The organism is Shouchella oshimensis (assembly GCF_002019765.1).
Lineage (GTDB): Bacteria > Bacillota > Bacilli > Bacillales > Bacillaceae_D > Shouchella > Shouchella oshimensis.
The window spans coordinates 1,489,412-1,512,278 of record NZ_KV917380.1; the positions used below are offsets into that span (position 1 = coordinate 1,489,412).

The window sequence follows — 22,867 nt, forward strand, 5'->3', positions numbered from 1 at the left end:
CCTACCTTTTTTCTTTTGCTTTTTGTTGAATGGCTTCTTTTAGTGCTTTCCATTCCGATGAGCCTGCCGGCGTTTGGGGGAGAGTGTCTTTGTTCTCCTGCTCTATCATTTTTGCTTTCCAATACTCTTCAAATTCTTCTCTCACAGTACTACCACCTTTTTAAGATAAACGTAGCAACGCTAGTAATTCATCATCACTAAGTTCTGTCACTTGTGAAGAAGATGCTAAGATTCCATCGGCTAAATGCTGTTTACCAACTATCATCCGATCTATTTTCTCTTCTATTGTACCTTCTGTTAACAGTTTGTAGACATGCACATCATCGGTTTGACCAATACGATATGCTCGGTCAGTAGCTTGATTTTCAACAGCAGGATTCCACCAGCGATCATAATGAATTACATTTGTAGCTTTTGTTAAATTCAAACCGACCCCACCTGCTTTTAAAGATAGAACAAAGAAAGAAGGCTGTTTACTTTCTTGGAACGTTTGAACCGCTTCAAGTCTTTGTTTTTTCGTTAAACCACCATGAAGAAAAGAAGTAGAAACGTCATAAGTTTCTTCTAAATACGTTCGAATAAGCTTACCCATCTCCTTGTATTGTGTGAAGATTAGTGTGCTTTCACTGCGTTCGTAGATATCTTGTATCAACGATTGAAAAGCTTGCCATTTGCCAGATGTATGCTCATCTAAAGACGATTTCAGAAACTGAGCTGGATGATTACACACTTGCTTTAACCTGGTGATTGTCCGCAATATAAGCGCACGACGCTCCATTGTTGAAACGGTATGAATCTGATCTTCAATGTCGTTTACAATCGCTTGATATAAACTAATTTGTTCCATAGAAAGAGGAACGTGTGTTAATCGTTCGTGCTTAGCAGGTAAGTTTAATTCAGCTTCTGTTGTTTCTTTGGTACGTCTAAGCAAGAAGGGCTGGATAACCGTTCGTAATTGGTGCTGACGATCTTCGTCCCGATCTTTTTCAATTGGTTTAATGTAGTTTGAATAAAACTGTTTATACGTTCCTAGTAGAGAAGGGTTTAGTAAATCCATTAAAGACCAAAGTTCAGTTAAGCGATTCTCAATAGGTGTTCCAGTCAAAGAAATTCGATGGGTCGCGTTCAGCTTACGAATGGATTTACGCTGTTTCGTTTCTTTATTTTTTATATGCTGCGCTTCATCGAGAATCAAGCCATTCCAATAATGAGTGTGAAGCAAGCTCTCATCTCGTAAGGCAAGTGTGTAAGACGTAATAATCAAATCGTACTCGTAAAGTCGCTTATCTTGTTCAAGAAGACGGTCATTTCCATGATGAATAAACACATTTAAATCTGGAGCAAACTTCTGACATTCGGCTTCCCAATTATAAAGTAACGAGGTTGGGCAAATAAGAAGAAAAGGCTCCTTTTTTTCCGCTTGCTGTTCGAGAACATATAGAATATACGTTATCGTCTGAATGGATTTTCCAAGCCCCATATCATCAGCAAGGCAGCCACCAAAGCCAATTTGTCTTAAATGAACTAACCAACTGAATCCTTGCTGTTGATAGGAGCGTAAATCTCCAACTAGTGTAGAAGGAATGGAGACAAGGCTAGGCTCGTTTCGATATAAGTGAGGTAGCTTTTCCTGTATTTTTTGCGACCATTCAATGGATACATCAATATCTTCTAATTCCTCAAATTCTTCTTCCTGATCGAGGCGCCATGCATCTAGATACGTATAGTCATGCTGTAATTTATCAAGGAACTGTTTTAACCGTTCGGCGAGATTAGGGTCCCAAACGAGCCATTGGTTATTAATATTCAGCAGCGATTTTTGCTCATTTACATAAGCTTGAAAATCGGCTTGGCTCATTTCTTCAGATCCGATCATAATAGAATAATCAAATTGCGATAAACTTTGCCAATTCAATAGTGGATCGACGCTATTAAACGTCTCTTGTTGTATATCTTTAAGCTTCACCTGAATAGACGGCGTTTGTTTTAATTGATTCGGAACAATCAACGTAATGCCTACTTGTTCAAACTGTTCGTGCTGCATAAAGAGCTCGTACGCTTCTTCACTGCTAACATGAACAGTTGGTGAAGATAAATTTAAGCCTGAAAGTACTGTGAACGCATCTTGTATATAGGTTAAATCTTTCTTTAACTGCGGGATGGGATTTGTTAACCATGGATGTTCTCCAGTTGCTAACTGCTGCACCGGTACAAGTTGTTCTTGATTCGTTCGATCAATTAAAGCAAGAGACAAGGTCCAGTCTTGGTTGTCTTGTGGTTCATTTAACACAATAGCTGTTTTAAATGGTTCTTCTTGTTTTAATCCGAGTTGGTGCTGAAACGAATGCGTGTGCCATTGTTTCAGCATCGTTGTGGTTTCTCTATTTTTTAAAGACTTCAGAAAAGGCTGGATCGGTTCATCAACCGACTGCTGCCATTGATCGTAAATAAGAGCGACGTCCTCTTCAAGAACAATACTTCGAATGGTGGCATCAACAATCGCTTCCATAATGGCTTTTCGTGCTAAAACATAGTCTTCATCTTCTTCGTGAGCAAATTGCTGACCCTCTTGAGTTGCCGCTATAGAAAAAGTTGATTTTGGCATGGCGCTTATCCAGTTTGTATACCAGCTATCCTTTACCTTTAACATCCAATGACCATGTTGATTTGGCTCAAAAAAACCTTCTTCAATAAGTCTATATACGTTATCCATAAAACGAAGCCAAACGTGAAAGTCATCCGCTAGTTGAAAATCCTGTTTCCAAGTGCGGAATAATGGATAAAACTGAACAAATTCTTGTAGCGATAGCTCAATCCCTTCAATGGGAAAAAAGTGTGTTTTCCATGAATCAGCCGATTGATAAATAATGGTTGAGCCAACATAAGATTGAAACTCACGTGAAGCGAGAGGAACATGAATAATGGCTCTTGATAACGTTAAGAACGTACCGTAAAACGATATGGGATCGGTTTGAAAGAGTCGGAGCTTTAATTCAAAAGGAGAGTAGAGGAAAGGGTAAATAAATCCACTTTTTCCTTGAGTTGGTTGTCCCTTTGATTCTGCCCATATGAAAAAGGACTGATCTACCCAGCCACTATGAATCCATATTGATGTTTGATTCACGACGTTTCAACTCCTCAATAAACGCACGATACGATTGATATCGTTTCAGTAAAATTTGCTTAAATTGATTGTATCGATGTGGTTCATTTAACCGCCGATAAATGAATGCGAGCTTGTCAACATACTCAGCTGCTTCGACATAATATTTTCGTGAGCGTTTCTCTGCTAAGCGGATAATAAACTGGTGATAAACAGGAAGCGAGAGCTCAGGTCGCGCTTCAGCAAGTCGCTGCAATAACAGCTGCTTCTGCTCATGTAACTCTAATGGATTGGCTTCATTCAAAAGGAAATAGCGCTGAATACGTTCAAAGTCTTCCTTTTCAAGTAGTATTTGAATATAGACCAGTTTATTTGCTTCGTTAAAAAGTCGTTCCTCTAGATGCGGCAATAAATAATCAAGCACTAGCTCCTTCTGTTTAGTCGAATAATGACTCATTAGCGTCTTGAAGCGTTTAAATGAAGGGGCTTTTAACCATCGGTCCCATGTTTCATACTGAATGGACGATGAGTCATGTAAGGACGTTGACTGATCGTAATACTCTTGTAGCGTACCGAGCTTGTCCGATTTGTTTGGAAAGAATGTATCAAACCAACGTAACACCTGTTCATAACGCTCTCGCTGTGTTAATAATGCAATATGGGCCTCGGCTTCGCTTGCTAATACTGGGCTTGCTTGCTTCAGTAAGACCATTGCCTGAGATTCTTTACCGATGTATAAATAAAAGTAACTAATAGCTATGCAAAAACTTCGTGAAGCATTGTGCATATCTTGCCCAATAAAGTAATGGTCCAGCTTGTCGATTTGATCGGCTGAGAAAGTTTTCATATAGGCAGAGAAAAGTCGAGCATAAGGGGCGTCATTATCGCGCATAGACTGTACCACATACGTACCTAACATTTTTGCAAAGCGTGCTTTTAGCTTCTTTGATTTAGAAAAGGAAGCTGTATATACATAATGAGTGACTGTATCAAAAAAAGGATTAAGCCTCCGTTCAAGAGAAGACCATTTTCCGTCTTGTTGAGCTTGTTCATAAATAAAATCAATGATAACAAAGAAGCCGTGTAGCTGTTCGTCTTCTTTATAAACGTTTAACTCAGATTGCACCTCTAGCCCAAATGTTTCAATTTGATTAGGGGAGAGGTACCGAGATGATTTTAGTTTTCGGTTCATTCCTTTTAGAAACGGTTCCATTTCAGTACGCAACCGGCGATAGGTGTTCGTCAATTTTTCACCTCATGATAAAACAGTATCTCTCTATTTTACCTGTTTTAGCGATGAAAAAAAAGCCTAGCCAATGATTTGCTATAAATGGTGTAAACTCAAAAAAAAAGCACATGATGTGCTAAGGGTGAAATGCAATTAAAGTTTAAGAAGTTTTTCTACTTGTGAGCGACGGTTTACTAATTTTTTCAAACGGTGCTTGTGTTCAGCGATAGCTTCTTCGTTGTTTTCTTCCATTGCTTCAAAAAGCTCCATTAAAATATAATTAATTTCTAAATTCATGACATTGATCATTGTTTTTGGACCAAGGGATTTTCCATTCTCTTTATATTGAATCATCGGTACATTTTTATTCGCCATACCTTGCTCACTCCCTTCAATTTCAACTGTAGAGGCAATGTCTCCATGCTCGTATGTTGTCACATACTGTGGCCCTTCCGTCATTCTTTTCACGACACCTGTTCCTTTTTCAGATTGTAAGAGTTCTTCAATCACATCAGAAAGAATGGAATCATAAATATATAGCTTTTTTGCTTTTAGGGTTAAAAACTGTTCATTACGAATGAAAGGAAGTTCATGAACCAAGTCTTCCAACTCAATAATGAGATAGATAAAGCTTGAATCATAGCGCCAGTAAAGAGCGTATTCATTTGCCATCATGTTTTTGATAAACTGATGCAATGTGCGTTTTGTGATTTTGATTGAAAGTTCTTGAAATTCTGTCGGCCAAGGAATTGCAGACATGTTCTTACACTCCTTTTGCAGAAGGCACTAAATAAGAGATTGCTTTAGTCTATGTAAAATCGTAAAAAAAAAGAAGCTATACGCCTAGTTCGCAAGAAAATAGGCGTATAGCTTATTGTTAAAAACGAAAGGAGTACCGTTTTGAAACAACGTCATAAAATCCAAGTGAATTGTACAATGCCTTTGTCGCTTCATTATGTAACCCTGTTTCCAATTCAATTCCTTTAATTTTTCGATTCTCTGCCCAGTAAATAATGCGCAGTAACAGTTTTTTAGCAATCCCTTGGTTCCGATACGCTTCGTCTACATAAATTTCATTTAACCAAATGTATTGACCGCCTTTTTGGAAACTTGTCATTGTATTAAAGAAGGCAAAAGCAACAGCAGTGCCTTCATAGCGTGCAATAAAGAAATACGTTTGAGATTGGGGAAGAAGGGCTTCGTTCAAAAGCGTTTCAATTTGTGTAATCGCTTGTTTCCCCGCAATGTTATGCAGTTGTTTTTCAAAGAGAGAGGTGAGCTCTCTTTTCGTTTCAGCCGTTGTATCTGCTGAAAGTTCAACAATGTCAATCATGATTGTCCCCTCCCATAAATGATTACCTCAGTTGAAGTGCTTGTTCAATATATTTTGCAATTCCATCATCTTCATTTGTATCAGTAACTGCGTGCGCAATCTCTTTTAATTCTGGAATGGCGTTCCCCATGGCAATACCTTGTCCAGCAAATTCGATCATTTCTAAATCATTTTCTTCGTCCCCAAAAGCGATAATATGTTCAGTTGACACATTATAGTGGGTAGCTAATTCTTGTAAAGCAGTCGCCTTCGTCACATGATTAGGGGCGATTTCTAATACTGATACTTTGCCTTTCCACCAGCGCTGCAAAGTTGTTTCACTTTTGGTGCCTTCTAATGCAGCTCGTAGCTCTAACGTTTTATCTGGGAGTGGTTCAACTAGAATGGCTGTTGGAGGGTCGGTAAGTAAGTCGTCTAATGTACCGGACGCAATTGGCTCAATTCCTTCTGTAAGAAAGTTCGCAAAGAATCCTTCATTTTTAGCCATATAAAACGCATCATCAATTTCGACCATCATGTTCTCAATGCCGACTTGCTGGCACGTTCTAATGAGGTGTCGACTTGTGTCTAAATCAATTGTTGCTTTTGTTCTCGGATACTGTTGATCAAGTGGGTGATGAACGCTTGCCCCATTAAAGTTAATAATAGGTGTTGTTAAATTAAGTTCTTGATAATAACGTTTACTGGCTCGATATGGCCTTCCTGTTGCAATAGCAACGAGGTGCCCAGCCTTTTTAGCGCTTAACAAGGCAGCTTTTGTACGTGTTGAAATTGTCTGGTTGCCTGGCAGTAATGTGCCGTCTAAGTCTAATGCGATTAAATGTCTTGGTAACATACGTTCTCCTTTAATTTTAATTAGTAACAAAAAATACACGGATGCACATATGGAATAAGGACTTGATGTGCTATGATAGGTACGTATAAGAAGTTCCTGCTTGGAAGGAGGACGCAGATGGAAACGTTTGCTTCAAGCTTAGGATTCCGTGCATTATGGACACCGGAATTGCTTGTATCCATAGTCATTGTTGCTATTTTTTATTGTTGGCTGATCCGAAAAACAAAAACAGGCTCTGTTAAAAAGGGTTTCTTTTTTATGAGCGGCTTGTTGGCACTTTATTTAGGCTGGGGGAGTCCACTTTACGTCTTTGGTCATGTCATGATGACAATTCATATGATGCAAATGGTCTTTGCCTATTTTGTTGCAGTGCCATTGCTACTACTTGGTATTCCAATAAAATGGTATGAAGCCTTTCTTAATAGCAAATGGGCATTTCGGCCATTGCGATATGTATGGAATCCCATTGTTGCGCTACTTCTGTTTAATGGTCTTTTTTCATTTTATCATGTTCCGCTCATGTTTGACACGCTCATGCAAGCACCATTTTTACATAGTCTCTATCAATGGGTGCTACTTTTTGCGGCGGCGTTAATGTGGTGGTTTATTTTAGCGCCTGTACCAAGCTCGTACAAGCTTAGAGAATTACGACGCATTTTTTATATTTTTGCTAATGGCTTATTAATTACGCCTGCATGTGCATTGATTATATTCGCTCCTCAAGCAATGTATGCTGTTTATACGGACCCGATCATTTGGGCGAATGTTATGGCCTATTGCTTACCTGGAGGAACAGGTCCAGGAGCGTTGTTGGCAGCATTCGGAAGTCCTGAATCCTTGCAATTTTTGGATGCACGAACAGATCAGCAATTGGCAGGTGTTTTAATGAAGGTATTCCAAGAAATAGTGTATGGAATTTCGATTGGTTACGTCTTTAAACAATGGTTAAGAAATGAAAAGCTTCAAGACGGTGAATTAACCATTAGCGATATTCCTCGATCTTAAAGACGAAGGATGGTTACATTGAAAACATTGATAAGTATACTCACTTTAGTTTTATTATCTGGTTGCGGTTGGATGTATGGGATGGGCCAATCATCCCAATTTGATTTAACGGAAGCAAACATTCATGTTCCAGAATTTACGTTTACCAATCAGAATGATGAATCATTTGGTTCGGGTGATGTAGATGGAGAGCATTGGCTTGCTAATTTCGCATTTACTAATTGTACGACTGTCTGCTTGACAATGATGCCAAATATGAATCAATTGCAACAAGATTTACTTGCAGAGGGCTACCCACTTCAATTTGTTACTTTTACAGCTGATCCAATTGACGACACACCCTCGCAATTAAGGCAATATGCTGAAAACATCGGAATTGGTTCTAGAAGTTGGGATTTTCTTACGGGTTATGCCATCGATGAACTTGAAACCTTTTCAAATGAAGCTTTTCGTGTTCCTTATGCGTATGGTGATACACCAGAAGATATTATCCACTCCACAAGTTTCTTTTTAGTCAATAAAGAGGGACAGGTGGTAAGGAAATACAATGGACTTGAAATGAATCAAGATGATATTTTAGCAGATATTATTACGTATGTTTCCAATGAGGAGTAATGCAAATCCTATTGCTCATCGTTTTTAAATGGATAAGCACAATTGATGATCGCACTAAAAGCGATTATTGATTGTGCTTTTTTATGTTGTATACACAATCTAATTCTACTAAAAAAGCAAAATGAGAGATGCTCCTTGCATAAGGAATGAACAAGTACAGTGCATGACGGTTTAAATCGATTCTATTGTATCTTAAAAAGAGGATAAATAAAATAAAAATACAGTTGAATTTATTTTTATTCATATTTATAATAGGTAAATATCAAGAGAAAATGAATCGGGAGTGAGACGATGAATGTTGGTATTATCGGTGCTAGTGGATACGGAGGGGTGGAGTTAATCCGTTTTTTGAACCAGCATCCAAAAATTGAATCCATTAATCTTTATACATCGAGTGAAGAAGGAGTGCTGTTAACCAATCACTATCCTCATTTATTAAATGGCGATACATATACACTTCGGCCATTAGTCGAAGCAGAGCTGAGTGGTCAAGTGGATACGGTCTTTTTAGCGACACCACCAGGCGTCTCAAGTAAGTGGAGTCAATGGCTACTAGATCAAGGCATTCGAGTCATTGATTTGTCAGGAGACTTACGGTTACATTCGCAATCAATCTATGAAACATGGTACAAACGAGAAGCGGCATCTCTTTCATTGATAAAACAGGCAACCTATGGATTAAGTGAATGGAATAAAGACACTATTCAATCGGCACAACTCATTGCGAACCCGGGGTGTTTTCCAACGGCAATATTGCTTGCGCTAGTTCCGGTATTACAAGCAGGATTGATTGATCCAGCATCCATTATTATTGATGCAAAGACAGGCACATCTGGAGCTGGAAAGAGCCCATCACAAACGACGCATTTTAGTGAAATGAACGAGAACTTCAAAATTTATGGTGTTGCTACCCACAAGCATACACCAGAAATTGAACAAGAACTGAGGGCCTTTACAAATGAAGAAATTAAAGTAAGCTTCCAGCCACATCTTGTTCCAATGGTAAGAGGGATTATGGCAACAATCTATGCGTCAGGAGTGGAGGGTGTCACGAGTAAGAAACTCTATGATTGTTTGAAACAGGCATATGAGCATCATTCATTTATTCGTATTCGTGACATTGGTGATTTTCCACAAACTAAACATGTGTATGGAAGTAATTATTGTGATATTGGTGTCGCTTATGATGAGAGGACGAACCGGGTTATTCTCGCATCCGTTATTGATAACCTTGTTAAAGGCGCTGCAGGGCAAGCCATTCAAAATATGAATTTAATGAATGAATGGGAGGAGCATACAGGTTTAATGGTGCTTCCTGTTTATCCGTAATGGAGGGAAAGACGTGATTCTAAGTGAACAACGATTTAAGCAGATAAATGTAATTGAAAATGGCTGCATTGATGATGTACAAGGGTTCTATACAACAGGTACTCATTGCGGATTAAAACGAAAAAAACCTGATCTTGGACTGATCTACTGCGAGAACGTAGCAGAGGCGGCTGGGGTATTTACGACAAATCAAATCCAAGCAGCTCCGCTTCGTCTTACGAAATCTCTTATTGAAACGACAGGTACGCTACAAGCAGTCGTTGTAAATAGCGGCAATGCTAACGCCTGTACAGGTAAACAAGGAATGATTGATGCGAAAGAAATGCAAAAATGTGTAGCAGAAAAATTCAATTTGAATGAAACCGATGTTGCTGTTTCTTCGACAGGTGTAATTGGCGAACAGTTACCAATGGATAAGGTTAGAGCAGGAATCAATACGTTATCAGTAGCAGAAAGCAAAGGAAGCTTTGCTGAAGCCATTTTAACGACAGATACGACAACGAAGGAAATTTGCGTAGAAATTCTTATCGATGAGCAGCCTGTTCGTATTGCTGGTGTTGCTAAAGGATCGGGGATGATCCATCCAAACATGGCAACGATGCTTAGTTTTTTAGCTACTGACGCTACAATAAAAGGCAGCGAGTTGCAACAATTACTAAGAGATACAACAAATGAAACATTCAATCGAATAACTGTAGATGGTGACTCCTCTACAAATGATATGGTACTTGCCTTAGCATCTAACAAAGTGCAGCACAAGCAGCTTAACCAAAATCATCCGCAATGGGGAGTTTTTCAAGAGGCATTTCAGCTATGTGCAACCGAGCTTGCTAAAATGATTGCTCGAGATGGAGAAGGTGCAACGAAGCTTATTGAAGTACAGGTAGTTGGGGCAAAATCCAATGACGATGCAGGGAAAATAGCGAAAACGATCGTCGGTTCTGATTTAGTGAAAACAGCAGTATTTGGTAAAGACGGCAACTGGGGTAGGATTATTTGTGCAATTGGATATAGTGGATGCACCATTTCTCCCGATCTGATTGATATTGCCATCGGTCCATATGCAACACTAAAGGAAAGCGAACCATGCGGAACGAATGATAAAGAGATAACGGCGTATATGACAGAAGAGGAAACCATTGTTATCTCAGTTAATCTTCATGTTGGAACTGGAGTAGGAAAAGCGTGGGGCTGTGACTTATCTTACGACTATGTTCGTATAAATGCAGGGTATCGTACTTAGGAGGTCATTATACGTGAGCAAACGAACGGTTATAAAAATTGGTGGGAGCATGCTAGCTGAACTTAGTGAAGAATTTTACAAAGGGCTAATTGAACGTCAGCGCTCTGGTGAGGAACTCATTATTGTTCACGGCGGTGGCCCAGCCATTAATGAACAATTGGAAAGGGCTAATATTGAAGTCGAATTTGATAACGGATTACGAAAGACAACGGCACAGGTGCTAACCATTGTAAAGGACGTCTTGTTTCATCAGGTGAATCAATCCATTGTTAGTCAACTTCAGGCTTTAGGAATGAACGCAATATCGTTAAATGGATATGATCACCGTTTTGTTCATGCAACCCTATTAGATGAGCAACGTTTAGGTTTAGTTGGTGATGTGAAGGCGGTCCATACCGACGTACTAGAGACGGCACTTCGAGAACAAATGGTTCCAGTTGTTTCTCCATTAGGTTTAACGGAGTGTGGGAAGCAAGTAAATATTAATGCAGATACAGTTGCTTCAGCGGTTGCAAAAGCATTAACGGCAGAAGAGTTTATTGTGGTGACGGATGTAGATGGTGTTTATATTCAAGCTGAAAAGCAAGCAAAACTAAATGAAAAAGATATTAAAAAGTTTATTGAGCAAGGTGACATTACAGGCGGAATGATTCCTAAAGTAACAGGTGCATTAAACAGTCTTTCTGATCATTTACAGCGAGTACGTATTGTAAGTGGAAAACAGCGATTAACTGTAGAAAGTGGCACGGTTATTGAGAAAGGAACCCTCGTTCCATAAAGAATGGAGTCGATTATGAGCTATTTATTTCCTACTTATAAGAAGAAAGAGATCCAGTTAACTCAAGGCAAGGGAGCATTTTTATATAGTCAAGATGGTAAACGATACCTAGATTTTATGTCTGGCATTGCCGTTACGAATTTAGGACACAATCATCCTAGTATCGTGCAGGCCTTGCACAAACAAGCAGATCTATTATGGCATGGCTCCAACTTATTTCATTATGAAGTTCAAGAACAAGCAGCAAAACAGCTTGTTGAAAAAAGCAACTGTGACGCTGTGTTTTTCTGCAATAGTGGGGCTGAAGCCAATGAGGCAGCGATTAAACTTGCGCGAAAAGCAACTGGCAAATCGCATATTATTTCAATGAAACAATCATTTCACGGGAGAACACTTGGTTCTATGGCTGCAACAGGTCAAGCTGCTGTTCACGAAGGTTACGGCCCTTTATTATCTTCGTTTACCTATGTTGAATTTAACAATGTAGACGCACTTGAAGCAGCTGTCCAAGAAGATACAGCTGCGATTCTAATTGAAGTTGTGCAGGGAGAGGGTGGCGTACATGTTATCAACGAAATGTATGTCGAAGCCATCAACACCCTTAAACAAAAACACAATCTCTTGCTAATCATCGACGAAATCCAAACAGGAATCGGGCGAACAGGTACATTCTTCGCCTATGAACACTATCGGTTGGATCCAGATATCGTGACAGTTGCGAAAGGACTAGGTAACGGGTTTCCAGTTGGCGCAATGTTAGGGAAGAAAGCATTAATCCAATCGTTTCAAACAGGCTCACATGGTTCAACCTTCGGCGGTAATCCATTAGGTATGGCAATTGTAAAAGCTGTTTTAGACGTTTATGAACCGTCATTTTTGGCAACCATTCGTACGCAGTCCAATGAATGGGTCCAGGAACTAAAACAAGAGCTATCTACATGTTCTATTGTGAAAGACATTCGTGGGAGTGGCTTCCTTATTGGACTTGAAACGACTGTAGAAGCACAACAAGTCATCCATAGATGTGAAGAAAAGGGATTGTTACTATTGCCTGCCGGTACTCATGTAACACGATTGTTACCGCCGCTTACTTTAACGAGGCAAGAGTGGGAAGAAGCTCAAACAATAATAAAGACTGTTTTAACAGACATTGAACAAAACGGATAAACGAGCATTTTTTTTACGCACAAATGTATTTTTATCCGATAAAAAGAATATTTATTCTTTATGAGGTGATTGAGTGTGAAAGGGTACGTTTTATTAGAGAGTGGAGAGCAATTTGAAGGAACATGGCATGGGCAGGACCCAGTTAACGGAGAAATAGTCTTCTTTACAGGGATGACAGGGTATCAAGAGGTAGTAAGTGATCCATCATTTAAAGGACAAATTGTTGTCTTTACGTATCCAATGATTGGGAACTATGGCGTAAACGAAAGGGACTTTGAAAGCGAAGGTCCAAAAGTAGAAGGCGTTATTTTAGCAGAAGTAGAGGAAAACCCTTCCCATTATAGTCAAGTAGAGAGCTTTTGTATGTATTTAGAAAAACATGGCATTCCATATATGACGCAAGTAGATACAAGAGCAATCGTGAAACGTATTCGTAAACATGGAGATATGAAAGCGACAATGACAACTGATGCTAATCAATCTGTTATAGAAGCCGAAGGACTTGAACATAAAGATGTTGTCCCGTTTGTCAGCACGAAAGATCGAAAGGTTTACAACGAGGGTGGGATCAAACACATTGTTCTGATTGATTACGGTTATAAACAGTCTATTGTTGATGAACTTGTTGCAAAAGGCATGAAAGTAACCGTTGTACCTTATGAGACAAAAAAAGAAACCATTGATGAGTTGAAACCAGATGGACTAATCTTTTCAAATGGTCCCGGAAATCCCAAAAAACTAGATTCGTGTTTAACGACTATCCATGAGCTCGCAACTACCTATCCATCATTAGGGATTTGCCTAGGTCATCAGCTGCTAGCTCTAGCCTTTGGCGGTGAAACAGAAAAACTAACGTTCGGTCATCGAGGAGCAAATCAGCCCGTTTTGGACTATCAAACGAATCGAGTCTATATGACAAGTCAAAATCATAGTTACGTTGTAAACGAGGCATCGATTCAAAAGACTGATTTTGACGTTCGCTATATGAATGTGAACGATAAAAGCGTTGAAGGGCTGATGCATAAGCATTTACCAGTTATGACGGTACAATTTCATCCAGAAGCAAGCCCTGGACCAATGGATTCAAACGCCATTTTTGATGAATTTATTCAAACTGTGGCGCTAAAGGAGAGAGATCATCTATATGCATAACCAATCTTCCATAAAAAGCGTGTTAGTCATCGGATCAGGACCAATTGTTATTGGCCAGGCAGCAGAATTTGATTATGCCGGTACGCAAGGATGCTTGGCACTAAAAGAAGAAGGCATTCGCGTAATTTTACTAAACCCTAACCCAGCAACAGTTATGACAGATGAGCACTGTGCTGATGTTGTTTATTTTGAACGACTGACGGCAGCGACAGTAGAAAATATAATAAAAAAAGAAAAACCAGATGGTCTATTGGCTACACTTGGTGGTCAAACAGGATTAAATTTAGCGTTAAAACTTCATGATGATGGGATTCTTGAGCACTATGGCGTCAGCTTGTTAGGCACACCTATTGAGTCTATAAAAAAGGGCGAGGATCGAGAGCTATTTCGTAATTTAATGAATGAATTACAAGAACCTGTCCCTGAAAGTGATATTATCCATACGGTTGAAGAGGCCGTTGCTTTCTCTAAGAAAATTGATTTTCCTATCATTGTGAGACCTGCCTATACCCTTGGTGGTTCCGGCGGTGGGATCGCCCATAATGTAAATCAGTTGCGTACGATCGTCGCCAATGGAATTAGACAGAGTCCCATTAATCAATGTCTAATAGAAAAAAGTATTGCCGGTTTCAAGGAAATTGAATACGAAGTGATGCGGGATGCGAATGATACGTGTATTACAATCTGTAATATGGAAAATATTGATCCGGTTGGTATTCATACAGGTGATTCCATTGTTGTGGCTCCATCACAAACGTTAACTGACCGAGACTATCAAATGCTTCGTTCTGCTTCAACGAAAATCATTCGTGCCTTAGGTATTATCGGTGGTTGTAATATTCAATTTGCACTTGATCCGCATAGTGACCAATATTACTTAATTGAAGTGAACCCAAGGGTATCACGTTCATCGGCTCTCGCATCAAAGGCAACTGGTTACCCCATTGCTCGTATAGCTGCCAAGCTAGCCATTGGTTATCATCTACATGAATTGTTAAATCCTGTTACAGGTCATACGTACGCAAGCTTTGAACCAGCCTTGGATTATTGTATTGTAAAATTTCCACGCTGGCCGTTTGATAAATTTTATCAAGCTGATCGTACCCTCGGTACACAAATGAAAGCTACAGGTGAAGTGATGGCAATCGAACGCTCCTTTGGTGCCGCGCTGCAAAAGGCCATTCGATCACTGGAAATTGGCATTGAAGATTTAGCAAGAGGTGAGTTCGTTAAAGAAGAGACATCTCACCTATGGAAAATGATTTGTCAAGCAGATGATCGTCGTCTCTTTATTCTGTTCGAGCTTCTTCGCCGTGGAATAAGTGTCGAAGAGCTTCATCAAGAAACGAAAATAGATCGCTTTTTCTTACAACGTTTTGCAAGTCTTATTAAGATGGAAAACGATTTGAAGGCAAACTCGTTATCATCTGTAACAAAAAGCCAGATGGAAATGTACAAAAAAGCTGGCTTTTCTGATCAAAATTTAGCCAATCAATGGAACAATACCGAAGAGGAAGTAAGAAACACGCGCCAAGAAATGGGGATTCGACCTGTTTATAAAATGGTTGATACATGCGCTGGAGAATTTGAAGCTCAGACTCCATATTTTTATTCAAGTTACTTTGGCGAAAACGAAAGCCTTCCTTCACCTAACAAAAAAATCGTCATCATCGGCTCTGGTCCTATTCGAATTGGTCAAGGAATTGAATTTGATTATTGTTCCGTTCATGGTGCTAAGACGATTCGTGAGCTTGGTTACGAAGCAATCATTATTAATAACAATCCTGAAACGGTCAGTACAGACTATATGACAGCAGACCGTCTTTACTTTGAACCTCTTGCTCTTGAAGATGTAGTGGCTATTGTCCATCATGAACAAGTTGAGGGCGTTGTTGTAACGTTAGGTGGACAGACTGGTATAAAGCTGACCAAAGAGCTGGAACAAGCAGGAATTCATGTATTTGGTGTTTCCTCTGCTTGTGTAGACGAGCTTGAAGAGCGTGAAGGATTTTATACATTACTTTCAACAATCGGTGTTGAACCAATTCCTGGTGAGGCCGTTTCGTCAATAGAAGAAGCGTTAAACTATTGTGATCAAGCAACATTTCCAATACTAGTGCGACCTTCATTTGTAATTGGAGGTCAAGGGATGGCAATCTTACAATCAAAAAAACAAGTGGAAGATTATTTGAACCATCATCCTTATAAAGGTTTATTTCCGCTCCTTATGGATACGTATGTACAAGGGATTGAAATAGATGTAGATGTATTAACAGATGGAAAAGAGATTTATATAGCCGGTATGTTTGAACATGTAGAACAAGCAGGCGTTCATTCAGGTGATAGTTTGGCTATTACACCACCTTATCGTTTAAGAAGTGCGGTTCAAAATCGTTTAGAGATCATCGCCAAAAAATTAGCCGATGCAATAGACTTTAAAGGCATTTTTAACATTCAATTTGTTGTACAAGGTGATGCGATTTATGTGATTGAAGTAAATCCTCGTGCTTCTCGTACGGTACCGCTTCTAGCAAAACTAACAGGTGAACCATTTGTTGCCTATGCTACAAGGCTAATGCTAGGGGAAACGATTAGTCAACTTCCTCTAGATAAAAAGAAGCCGTCTTTCTTTGCTGCTAAAGCACCTGTATTCTCATACGGAAAGTTGTCTGGTCTTGATCCGAAATTAGGAGCAGAAATGAAATCAACAGGAGAATTATTGATGATTGGTGAAACGCCTGAAGAGGCTTTAGCAAAAGTAAGTGCGCCGTTTGAGACATTGCCAACTCTGTTTGAAGATCACCCTAACAAATCCGTTTTCTTACAGGTAGATGCCGGCATAGAAGAATACGTCTCTGAATTACTGAAAGAAGCTGGCTTTACAATTGAAACGGACCAATTTGAAGACTGGATCGAAACAGCTGGAGCGAAGGCGTTTATTGATCTTACACTACCAGGGCAATCAGGCAGTGAAACGTATCGTCATCAAGCGCTTGCGCAGCAACTATCAGTCTTTACAGAACAAGCTACTGTAGCTGCCAGCCTTACTTATTATCAACACCCGTCCTTCCCATTAAAGTCAATAGCGGAGTGGCGAGACCTATCAAATGTGAAAAAGGAGTCGACATTATGCAAAGCACAGCCATCAATTTAATTGGAAAACATATGTTAACCCTGCTTGACTATACCGTCGAGGAAATTGATTTTTTATTAACGAAAGCAAGTGAATTAAAGCAAGAGACTCGGAAGGGAGAGGTCAATGAACTTCTAAGGGGAAAATCACTCGGTATGATTTTTGAAAATGCGTCAACAAGAACCAGAGTGTCTTTTGAGGTAGGCATGACACAACTAGGAGGGCATGCGTTATTTCTAAGCCCGAAAGACTTACAAATTGGTCGAGGGGAGCCAATTAAAGATACAGCAAATGTGCTCTCTCGCTATGTTGATGCCATTATGATTCGAACGAATTCACATCAAACTGTAGAGGAATTTGCAACCCATGCAACGGTTCCTGTTATTAACGCATTAACAGACGCCTATCATCCTTGTCAAGCGCTTGCTGATGCCCTGACGATTAAAGAGAAAAAAGGCGACTTGAAAGGCTTAACCCTTGTTTATGTAGGTGATGGAAACAACGTAGCCCACTCTTTAATGGCTGTTGGTGCTAAGACCGGAATGAATGTTACGATTTCTAGTCCTAAAGGCTACGAGGTAGATAGTGATGTATTCGCTCGAGCAAAAGAACAAGCAAAGGGAACAGGAGCGATCATTCAAGTGGAGCAGGATCCATTTGTTGCAGCAAAAGGGGCAGATATCATCTATACTGACGTATGGACGAGTATGGGCTATGAAAACGAGCAAAGCAAACATAGTCTAGATTTGAAGCCGTATCAAGTAAACGAAGAATTAATGGCTGTAGCTGATTCAAAGGCGCTATTTATGCATTGTCTCCCTGCGCACCGTGATGAGGAAGTAACTAGTGGCGTCATTGATGGAGCACAATCTGTTGTATACGATCAAGCTGAAAATCGACTTCACGTTCAAAAAGCCATTTTGGCTTCTGTTATTTCACATAATCGATGATAATCTAGGGAATCCTTATTGTTAAAGGTGGTGGAGTAATGGGCCAAAATAAACAATTTACTGCTGGACAAAAAGCGCCTAATAATGGAATTTACGTTGAAATTGGTGAAACCGGAAGTATGGTCACTCGTCCAAAATCTGTGCATTTACAAGCTGGAGATGTTTTTCCAGAACTGACAAACGATGACCGTAAATGGACGCAGAAACGGAAGCCATAACCATCTACTATGACCAAGCTATACAACCTTTTAATAGGTGTGTATAGCTTTTTTTTATGAATGAATAAATTTCTTTTCTATTTTGCTTTCACATTTTACAGGAAAAACATAAGCTATTACGAATCTAAATCATTCAGGAGAGATGGACACTATGCCTGTTTATGTCCGCTATATCGACTTAAATGGCTGTAAAAATAGCTATTGTATTCCAGAAAAGCCAAATGGCTATGCCTTGTTTATGTTACTTGATTACCAAACCTTTCATTCTGGCCATGCTGAGTATTTTATTGAGACATTTGTAAAAAAAGGATATATCGTCTTTTCTTCAGGGCTTTTAATTGCCGAATGGGGTTCAAAAACAGCGGTGAAGCATGCTGAACATTTAATTCAACTTTTATTGCGTCAAGAAATTATTAACGAAAAAATCTTCTTATGTGCTGAAGGCACAGGAGCACTTATAGCGCAGCAGTTATGTTGCTCAGAAGACATTCATATACGAGCTGCAGCCTTTATTAATCCACTTTTGTCTTTGCAAGACTGTCTCATTCATTATCAAGAAGACGAGGTCACGTTAAAACGGTTTAAAAAAGAAATGAGTAGACAACATGGGTTGAGCCATTGTGATAGGGAGAGCGTAGCCAATGTAGACGAGAAATTGTTTACCGCCTATCATTTACCAGTTCAATCGTTTTTACGGCACGTAAAAAAAGACAACGTAGAAGAACTAGTGAAAGTAAATCCACTTGAGACACGGTTGTTAGCGAACGAAGTGAGTGATTTTTTTGAAAAATTTATTCCAGCAACGTAGAAGTGTTCTGATAAAGGAAAGGAGTCATTAGAGTGAAAAAACTAACGGTTATTGGTGGATTGGGTTTTATTGGGAGCCATGTTTGCGCCAAGTTCCTTGATGAAGGTTGGGAAGTAAACGCTGTTGACCATATGGCTGAAAAAACACAAGAAAAACAAATGATCGAAATGAATATGGGTAGAAATGCGCACTTTACATTTATTCATAAAAACGTAAATGAGGTAAGGCTGTCAAACGAGAATGCAGTGTATGTGTATGTGGCAGATAATGAAAAGAAAGAAGAAGTTCTTGCATTTGCTTCTAGCTTAAATCATCATGATCGTTTGCTTTATTTATCGACAACCAGAGGTAGTGAGCTACGTACCTCACTTGAAGAAGAGTTACAGGCATTGGCTCGTTCCAAACCATTTGGGCTTCTTATTCTGCGTAGCCCACAAGCATATGGATTGCACAGCAATCTTGCGTTTACTCATATTGATGAACAGGTGAAACAAGGCAATTCAGATTTGATTTACATTAACGATTTAGTGGATTATGTGTATGCGGTTATGGAAAAAGAGAATGGAATGTATTCGTTAGAAGGAAGTGAACAAGAGAATGGGGACATTCTACCTTTTTCGCCAAAATGGACCCTTGAAGAGGGCCTAAAAGCATACAGGGAGGCAGAAAAAAAGTGGATACGACAAAATGACTTAAAATAACTCGTTTTCCAGCAGCTGTTCGTACTTGCGTTCGTAGGGTAAAACCTTTACTCTTAAACTAGGTAAAGAAGGAAAACGGTTGGGAGGAGGCGGAACGTGTAATGGAGCAGTCATGGGAAGTGTTAGTAGACGCCTTACTTGACGGAGATGAAGATCGTGCTTGGGATTGTGTCCGTCGCCTATCTGATGCGGGATATGATAGTATTTGGATATATGAAAAATTGTTAACGAAAGCTATGGCGCATACTGGGTGGCTATGGGAACAGAATGAGATAACAATCGCTGATGAACATTTAGCTACATCAACATGTGATTTTGTACTAACACGCTATCACCATTATATACGAAAATGGCGCATGCCCAAAAACGGCAAAAGCTTGATGTTTTTATGTTTAGATCAAGAGCAACATGATCTTGGGATCAAAATGTGCGCCTGTTTATTGGAAGAGTTGGGCTGGACGACACGGTTATTAGGAGCCAGTGTGCCCCTTGAGCAAGCGGAAATGATGGCGAAGAAATGGCAGCCTGATGCCATTGCCATTTCAGTTTCTATTCCGTATCATGCCCGCAGTTTAAGTTTGTATGTTGATACGTTAGAAAATTTACCTCATAAACCAACGATCGTTATTGGTGGACGACTTGTATCAATGTACGATTTAAGTCCGCTTTGTAATGAACAAACCGTATTAATTGGAAACTTAGCAGAATTAGCTAAATGGCAGGAAAGACAGTTAGAGGTGAATGCGGATGTCCGCCATTAATCGTTTACCAGTTCCCTATTTTGAGTTAGACGAAACGTATCAAATCTTGAATCGCTCGATTGTTGCTAAACAAGCGTTTAAACAAGCCGATTCGTTTATTGATCTTTTAGATATAGGGAGTGTGGATAAGGTAACACGTTTTCTTGGCAAACAAGAAAATGGGAAGATCGAGTTAAATATGGATACGATAGAAGCTCCCTATGTATTGCATACATTGTTTGCAAATTGGGATGAAGAATGTTTCCATATTATTTGTATTAAACAAGATGGAAACTTAACAGAGCTGATTGAAAAGGTCCAAAAGCAAAGCAGACGCTTGGCGCAGACAGACTTTGAACTGCTTGAGAAAAAAGAAGAGCTTGAAGAATCTTTAAGTATGATTAAACAACTGTCGGCTCCATTTATTTCCATATCAGCCGAGCTTGCATTTGTTCCGTTTTTTGGTGACTTAGATGACCACTTAATTAAGCAAAATCAAGGAGTCATCTCAAAAAATGTATATCAAGCTGATTATGACTATCTTTTCTTTGACTTTAGTGGAGTTGGTACTATTACTAATCTAGGGTTGAGAGAGTTGCTCCGTTTAGTCCAAGCTCTACAGATTATGGGAATTGAAACACGAGTTATTGGTTTAAGACCAGAGCACGCACAGTTATTACGCGGAAACGATATTCAGAAACGAGCGGAATTTAACGGTAGTTTAGCTGAAATGATTCGTAAGCATATGTAAAAAAACCAGCCAATGGCTGGTTTTTCTTATTCAACCGTTTTCTTATAAAACGAGTTTTCATAAAACTGTAGATTAGGGTATTTTTCCTGGGCTGTCCGCATTTGAAATTCATTTTCAAACAAAGCGACAATCCGGTCTTCACGATCCGTAACTAAATTCCGTTGTTTTTCTTTAAATATGCTCAACTCTTTTTCATCACCATCAATCCATCGTGCAAATGAAAATGGTTGTCGGCTCATTTGAATATCTACATGATATTCGCTTTTCAATCGATGTTCGAGCACTTCAAATTGAAGGACGCCAACAACGCCAACAATTTGTTGTTCAACGTATTTGTTATACGTACGGAATAGCTGGATAGCACCTTCTTCAGTCAGTTGCTGAAGGCCTTTTTCATACGATTTATGCTTAAGCGCTTCTTTTACTGTAATAGCAGAAAAATGCTCAGGCGAAAAGTGTGGCATCTCGCTAAACTCAAATGATTCGCCTTCAACCAGTGTGTCCCCAATACGAAAATGACCTGGATCAAATAAGCCAATTATATCACCGGCATAAGCCTCGTCTACAATACTCCGACTCTGCGCTAAAAATTGCGTAGGTTGTGCGAGTTTTAACGGTTTGTTCGTCCGGACATGCTTTACAGACATTCCTCGTTTAAATGTACCTGATGTAATGCGCAAAAATGCTACCCGGTCACGATGCTTCGCATTCATATTCGCTTGAACTTTAAATATAAAGCCAGAGAACTGTTCACGTTCCATTGGATCGATCGTTCCAATGGAGCTATCCCGTGGGCTTGGCGCAGGTGATAAACTTAGAAAATGTTCAAGAAAAGTCTGTACACCAAAACTAGAAATAGCTGATCCGAAGAAAATAGGTGTAAGTTCACCATTGTTAATTCGCTCTAAATCATATTCATCTCCAGCTACATCAAGGAGCTCTAACTCCTCACGAAATTGCTGTACAAGCCCTTCGTCATTAACGACTTCGTCAATTTTTGGATCATCTGGACCAGTCACGCTAATAATATCAATATCTTTCGGATTGTTTGGGTTGTATAGCTCTAAACGTTTATTTACACGATCGTAGACGGCTTTAAATGACTGACCCATTCCAATTGGCCATCCCATTGGGAAAGAACGAATTCCTAGAAGGTTTTCAAGCTCTTCCATTAGTTCAAACGGGTCTCTCCCTTGTCGATCCAGTTTATTGATAAAGGTAAAAATAGGGATACCGCGAAGCTTACATACTTTAAATAATTTCTTTGTTTGGGCTTCCACCCCTTTAGCAGCATCAATTAACATGGTTGCTGAATCAGCAGCAGTTAATGTCCGATACGTATCTTCTGAAAAGTCCTCGTGACCAGGTGTATCCAAAATATTTACATGGTAGCCATTGTACAAAAATTCGAGGACAGAGCTTGTGACAGAAATCCCACGTTGCTTTTCTATTTCCATCCAATCACTTGTTGCATGTTTTGCGTTCTTTCTTCCTTTTACAGTACCAGCTTCACGAATCGCACCACCAAAGAGCAATAGTTTTTCCGTAAGCGTTGTTTTTCCTGCATCTGGGTGAGAAATAATTGCAAATGTGCGTCTTGAGTTAATTTTATTCGTTAATGTTCCGTTCATGTTCATCCTCATTTCCAAACGTCGATTCACCTATTATAACAAGTTTTTCTATCCGTTTCACTTTCCTTTTTTAGATTGGGGCAATTCACTTGCGAATCAAAATACAATCAGTTACGTTAATAAAGATAAAAAGGAGGCTGTGCACAT

General features: G+C 39.5%; 21 protein-coding genes. 14 read left to right on the forward strand and 7 right to left on the reverse strand.

The window, feature by feature from the left end; translation table 11 throughout:
* Position 1: 1 nt before the first annotated feature.
* From BK583_RS20665 to BK583_RS07435, 6 genes are all read right to left on the reverse strand, one after another.
* Positions 2-145: a hypothetical protein gene (locus BK583_RS20665; RefSeq protein WP_158318535.1), complete on the reverse strand. Its 144-nt coding sequence runs from the start codon at positions 143-145 to the stop codon at positions 2-4.
* 15 nt (positions 146-160) lie between these two features.
* Entirely contained in the window at positions 161-3,124 is a 2,964-nt protein-coding gene (locus BK583_RS07415; protein ID WP_055736307.1) for a DEAD/DEAH box helicase, read from the reverse strand.
* The gene (locus BK583_RS07420) at positions 3,096-4,349 is read right to left on the reverse strand and encodes a hypothetical protein (RefSeq protein WP_055736308.1); all 1,254 of its coding nucleotides are present in this window, start codon (positions 4,347-4,349) and stop codon (positions 3,096-3,098) included. Before BK583_RS07420 ends, BK583_RS07415 begins: the two co-directional genes overlap by 29 nt.
* Positions 4,350-4,484: 135 nt before the next feature.
* On the reverse strand, positions 4,485-5,090 hold the full coding sequence (locus BK583_RS07425; RefSeq protein WP_038481503.1) for a YkzI domain-containing protein: 606 nt from the start codon (positions 5,088-5,090) through the stop codon (positions 4,485-4,487).
* 118 nt (positions 5,091-5,208) lie between these two features.
* The gene (locus tag BK583_RS07430; RefSeq protein ID WP_038481500.1) at positions 5,209-5,664 is read right to left on the reverse strand and encodes a GNAT family N-acetyltransferase; all 456 of its coding nucleotides are present in this window, start codon (positions 5,662-5,664) and stop codon (positions 5,209-5,211) included.
* Between the two features lie 22 nt (positions 5,665-5,686).
* On the reverse strand, positions 5,687-6,499 hold the full coding sequence (locus BK583_RS07435; RefSeq protein WP_038481497.1) for a Cof-type HAD-IIB family hydrolase: 813 nt from the start codon (positions 6,497-6,499) through the stop codon (positions 5,687-5,689).
* A 117-nt stretch (positions 6,500-6,616) separates the two neighbouring features.
* Here BK583_RS07435 and ctaG point away from each other — a divergent pair, with 117 nt between their 5' ends.
* From ctaG to BK583_RS07505, 14 genes are all read left to right on the forward strand, one after another.
* Positions 6,617-7,504, forward strand: coding sequence for a cytochrome c oxidase assembly factor CtaG (gene ctaG / locus BK583_RS07440; RefSeq protein WP_055736309.1), 888 nt, complete (start codon positions 6,617-6,619; stop codon positions 7,502-7,504).
* 18 nt (positions 7,505-7,522) lie between these two features.
* The gene (locus BK583_RS07445) at positions 7,523-8,119 is read left to right on the forward strand and encodes an SCO family protein (RefSeq protein WP_236702396.1); all 597 of its coding nucleotides are present in this window, start codon (positions 7,523-7,525) and stop codon (positions 8,117-8,119) included.
* Between the two features lie 291 nt (positions 8,120-8,410).
* Positions 8,411-9,448 carry an N-acetyl-gamma-glutamyl-phosphate reductase gene (gene argC, locus BK583_RS07450; protein ID WP_055736311.1) on the forward strand — a complete coding sequence of 346 codons (1,038 nt, stop codon included), beginning with the start codon at positions 8,411-8,413 and terminating at the stop codon, positions 9,446-9,448.
* Between the two features lie 13 nt (positions 9,449-9,461).
* Positions 9,462-10,691 carry a bifunctional glutamate N-acetyltransferase/amino-acid acetyltransferase ArgJ gene (argJ, locus tag BK583_RS07455; protein WP_139366171.1) on the forward strand — a complete coding sequence of 410 codons (1,230 nt, stop codon included), beginning with the start codon at positions 9,462-9,464 and terminating at the stop codon, positions 10,689-10,691.
* A gap of 13 nt (positions 10,692-10,704) precedes the next feature.
* A complete protein-coding gene (gene argB / locus BK583_RS07460) occupies positions 10,705-11,469 on the forward strand; it encodes an acetylglutamate kinase (protein ID WP_158318534.1) in 765 nt (254 codons plus the stop codon).
* A 15-nt stretch (positions 11,470-11,484) separates the two neighbouring features.
* Entirely contained in the window at positions 11,485-12,636 is a 1,152-nt protein-coding gene (gene argD / locus BK583_RS07465; RefSeq protein ID WP_038481487.1) for an acetylornithine transaminase, read from the forward strand.
* Positions 12,637-12,711: 75 nt separating this feature from the next.
* On the forward strand, positions 12,712-13,788 hold the full coding sequence (locus BK583_RS07470) for a carbamoyl phosphate synthase small subunit (protein ID WP_038481484.1): 1,077 nt from the start codon (positions 12,712-12,714) through the stop codon (positions 13,786-13,788).
* A complete protein-coding gene (gene carB, locus BK583_RS07475) occupies positions 13,781-16,942 on the forward strand; it encodes a carbamoyl-phosphate synthase (glutamine-hydrolyzing) large subunit (RefSeq protein ID WP_055736313.1) in 3,162 nt (1,053 codons plus the stop codon). Before BK583_RS07470 ends, carB begins: the two co-directional genes overlap by 8 nt.
* Positions 16,918-17,871 carry an ornithine carbamoyltransferase gene (argF, locus tag BK583_RS07480; protein WP_055736314.1) on the forward strand — a complete coding sequence of 318 codons (954 nt, stop codon included), beginning with the start codon at positions 16,918-16,920 and terminating at the stop codon, positions 17,869-17,871. Before carB ends, argF begins: the two co-directional genes overlap by 25 nt.
* A gap of 38 nt (positions 17,872-17,909) precedes the next feature.
* Positions 17,910-18,089, forward strand: a complete 180-nt coding sequence (locus BK583_RS07485; protein WP_035395400.1) for a YjzC family protein — start codon at positions 17,910-17,912, stop codon at positions 18,087-18,089.
* Positions 18,090-18,240: 151 nt separating this feature from the next.
* Positions 18,241-18,897 (forward strand): alpha/beta fold hydrolase, encoded by a 657-nt coding sequence (locus BK583_RS07490; RefSeq protein ID WP_055736315.1) that lies wholly within the window; start codon positions 18,241-18,243, stop codon positions 18,895-18,897.
* A gap of 32 nt (positions 18,898-18,929) precedes the next feature.
* Complete coding sequence (locus BK583_RS07495; RefSeq protein ID WP_055736316.1) at positions 18,930-19,598, forward strand: NAD-dependent epimerase/dehydratase family protein; 669 nt, start codon at positions 18,930-18,932, stop codon at positions 19,596-19,598.
* Positions 19,599-19,699: 101 nt separating this feature from the next.
* The gene (locus BK583_RS07500; protein WP_038481469.1) at positions 19,700-20,359 is read left to right on the forward strand and encodes a cobalamin B12-binding domain-containing protein; all 660 of its coding nucleotides are present in this window, start codon (positions 19,700-19,702) and stop codon (positions 20,357-20,359) included.
* Positions 20,346-21,089: an STAS domain-containing protein gene (locus BK583_RS07505; protein WP_055736317.1), complete on the forward strand. Its 744-nt coding sequence runs from the start codon at positions 20,346-20,348 to the stop codon at positions 21,087-21,089. Before BK583_RS07500 ends, BK583_RS07505 begins: the two co-directional genes overlap by 14 nt.
* Before the next feature lie 26 nt (positions 21,090-21,115).
* Here BK583_RS07505 and BK583_RS07510 read toward each other — a convergent pair whose 3' ends face one another.
* The gene (locus tag BK583_RS07510) at positions 21,116-22,720 is read right to left on the reverse strand and encodes a peptide chain release factor 3 (RefSeq protein WP_078440084.1); all 1,605 of its coding nucleotides are present in this window, start codon (positions 22,718-22,720) and stop codon (positions 21,116-21,118) included.
* Positions 22,721-22,867: the final 147 nt, after the last annotated feature.

Bases quoted from the DNA above. Each gene is read 5' to 3' on its own strand.
- BK583_RS07505 (WP_055736317.1), top strand. From the start codon at position 20,346: ATGTCCGCCATTAATCGTTTACCAGTTCCCTATTTTGAGTTAGACGAA.
- BK583_RS07500 (WP_038481469.1), top strand. From the start codon at position 19,700: ATGGAGCAGTCATGGGAAGTGTTAGTAGACGCCTTACTTGACGGAGAT.
- BK583_RS07485 (WP_035395400.1), top strand. From the start codon at position 17,910: ATGGGCCAAAATAAACAATTTACTGCTGGACAAAAAGCGCCTAATAAT.
- carB (WP_055736313.1), top strand. From the start codon at position 13,781: ATGCATAACCAATCTTCCATAAAAAGCGTGTTAGTCATCGGATCAGGA.
- argF (WP_055736314.1), top strand. From the start codon at position 16,918: ATGCAAAGCACAGCCATCAATTTAATTGGAAAACATATGTTAACCCTG.
- ctaG (WP_055736309.1), top strand. From the start codon at position 6,617: ATGGAAACGTTTGCTTCAAGCTTAGGATTCCGTGCATTATGGACACCG.
- BK583_RS07490 (WP_055736315.1), top strand. From the start codon at position 18,241: ATGCCTGTTTATGTCCGCTATATCGACTTAAATGGCTGTAAAAATAGC.
- argD (WP_038481487.1), top strand. From the start codon at position 11,485: ATGAGCTATTTATTTCCTACTTATAAGAAGAAAGAGATCCAGTTAACT.
- BK583_RS07425 (WP_038481503.1), bottom strand. From the start codon at position 5,090: ATGTCTGCAATTCCTTGGCCGACAGAATTTCAAGAACTTTCAATCAAA.
- argC (WP_055736311.1), top strand. From the start codon at position 8,411: ATGAATGTTGGTATTATCGGTGCTAGTGGATACGGAGGGGTGGAGTTA.
- BK583_RS07430 (WP_038481500.1), bottom strand. From the start codon at position 5,664: ATGATTGACATTGTTGAACTTTCAGCAGATACAACGGCTGAAACGAAA.
- BK583_RS07435 (WP_038481497.1), bottom strand. From the start codon at position 6,499: ATGTTACCAAGACATTTAATCGCATTAGACTTAGACGGCACATTACTG.
- BK583_RS07510 (WP_078440084.1), bottom strand. From the start codon at position 22,720: ATGAACGGAACATTAACGAATAAAATTAACTCAAGACGCACATTTGCA.